This window comes from Planobispora rosea, assembly GCF_014648175.1.
Taxonomy (GTDB): Bacteria; Actinomycetota; Actinomycetes; order Streptosporangiales; family Streptosporangiaceae; genus Planobispora; species Planobispora rosea.
Genome location: NZ_BMQP01000131.1, coordinates 1 through 1058, shown reverse-complemented (window position 1 = coordinate 1058; position 1058 = coordinate 1). Strand labels below are relative to the sequence as shown.

General features: G+C 66.1%; 1 protein-coding gene. It reads left to right on the top strand.

Annotated elements, in window-relative coordinates; translation table 11 throughout:
* Positions 1-49: 49 nt before the first annotated feature.
* Positions 50-1058: IS1634 family transposase (locus IEZ08_RS39065; protein ID WP_189244252.1), on the top strand; the 1009-nt coding region annotated here is incomplete at its 3' end.

Below are 1058 nucleotides of genomic sequence, written 5' to 3'. Positions count from 1 at the left end.
TTTGAAAATTTCTGATACTTGAGCTCAAGGTTCGTGATTGTGTGTAGTCATGTACTTGCGGTTCACACAACGAGCCAACGCTGACGGCAGCGTCGTCCGATATGTCGCACTGGCGCACAACCGGCGCGTGGACGGCAAGATCAAGCCAGACGTGCTGATGAACCTGGGCCGTGTGGACCGCCTGGACGTGGGCGGTCTGCTCGGGCTGGCGGCCTCCATCCGCAAGCACTTCGGCGGCGGACTGGACGACTCCGGCCACACTGATGACGCGGCCGATGATGCCGTCGAGGTCGGCCGGCATGCGGGCAGCGCGCCGATCGAGGTGGTCGATTCCCGTCCCATCGGCGCCGTCTGGCTGCTGGAGGGCCTGTGGCGGCAACTGGCCGTCGCCTCGGCGATCAAGAAGGCGGCCGACGGCCGACGCTTCACCACCAACATGGAACGGGTGCTGTTCGCACTCGTCGCCAACCGCGCGATCGCGCCGATGAGCAAGCTGTCGGCCGCCGAATGGGCCAGCCAGGATGTGATCATCCCCCACCTGGCGGCGATGGACGACGATCAGGCCTACCGGGCGATGGACCTGCTGGTGGAGGCCGACACCCAGGGCGAAGTGCAGGAGGCGGTGTTCTTCGCCGTCGCCCACCTGCTCAACCTCGAAGTCGACCTGCTGTTCTTCGACACCACCTCCACCTACTTCGAACGCGATGAGGAAGAGACCGGCCAGAGCGCGTTTCGCACCTACGGCAAGTCCAAGGACCATCGTGACGACCTGCCGCAGATCGTCATCGGGCTGGCGGTCACCCGCGAGGGCATCCCGGTGCGGGTGTGGTGCTGGCCCGGCCACACCAACGACCAGAGCGTGCTGGCCGAGGTCAAGGACGACATGCGCGCCTGGAAGCTGGGCCGCGTGATCACCGTGGTCGACCGCGGCTTCTCCAGCGCCGACAACCTGGCCTATCTACGCCGCGCGGGCGGCCACTACATCGCCGGGATGCGCATGCGTGACGGCGGCGCCCTGGTCGAGCAGGCACTATCGCGTCAGGGCCGCTATCAACAGG